This is a genomic window from Clostridium sp. AM49-4BH (assembly GCF_003478335.1).
Taxonomy (GTDB): Bacteria; Bacillota; Clostridia; order Lachnospirales; family Lachnospiraceae; genus Butyribacter.
This window is the reverse complement of the sequence record NZ_QUFB01000140.1, coordinates 1-814: the sequence shown is the minus strand read 5'-3', so window position 1 is coordinate 814 and position 814 is coordinate 1. Positions and strand designations below refer to the sequence as shown.

Genomic DNA, 814 nt, shown 5'->3' with positions numbered 1-814 from the left:
GCAAGCAAATCACTTTTTTTGTCATTTTCTGCAAAAAAAGGTCACTTTCTGCAATAGATATTGTTTTGTAAACAGATAAAGTTATACTTAATCTGGCAGGAGGCATAACTATGATTGAAAAAATGGCGGATGATTTAATTGGTCAGATGACTGAAGCAAGGTTAATTGATAAAGACATGGAAGAAAGATATATTTATGTCTTTATCTGTTGGATTGAGAAATTTATTACGGTTGGCAGTATTATCGTAATCAGTTTGGCGTTCCATAAACTGTTTCCAACTATATTTTTTCTTGTGTTTTTCTTAGAATTAAGAAAGCGAACTGGCGGATATCATCTGGACAAGTATTATAAATGTTATTTGGCAACCATTGTTTCTTATTTAGTTATTGTAATTATCAGTGCAAGACTGTCAGAACATCCGCAATGGTTATTTGCAATATTGGTAATTGCTATAACGGGGATAGGATTGATTGGTACAGTGAATCATCCTAATATGCACATGACATCAGAGGAATTGATGGAATCGAAAAAATCCGCAAGGACTATTGTTTTACTTGAGGGGTGTATAATATTGGGATGTGTTCTGTTAGATGCGGATATGGTTTACATTAGTTATATGGCAATAGCTGTTATATTATGTGCAGCTTTGCTGTGTATAGCAAAAATTTTTAAACAGGAGGTGAGAGAGAATGAAGCAGGTTAATAAGAAAGTGTTGAAGGTTGTAGAACGTGTCATGAGAAAAGAAGCTGTATATGGGATAGATGGATTTCCACCTGCGTGTTTAGGAATATGGCATCAGCCGAAACGTCCGA

General features: G+C 34.8%; 1 protein-coding gene. It reads left to right on the top strand.

Annotated elements, in window-relative coordinates; all coding sequences use genetic code 11:
• Positions 1–110: 110 nt before the first annotated feature.
• Complete coding sequence (locus DW981_RS14780; protein WP_055195982.1) at positions 111–704, top strand: accessory gene regulator B family protein; 594 nt, start codon at positions 111–113, stop codon at positions 702–704.
• Positions 705–814: the final 110 nt, after the last annotated feature.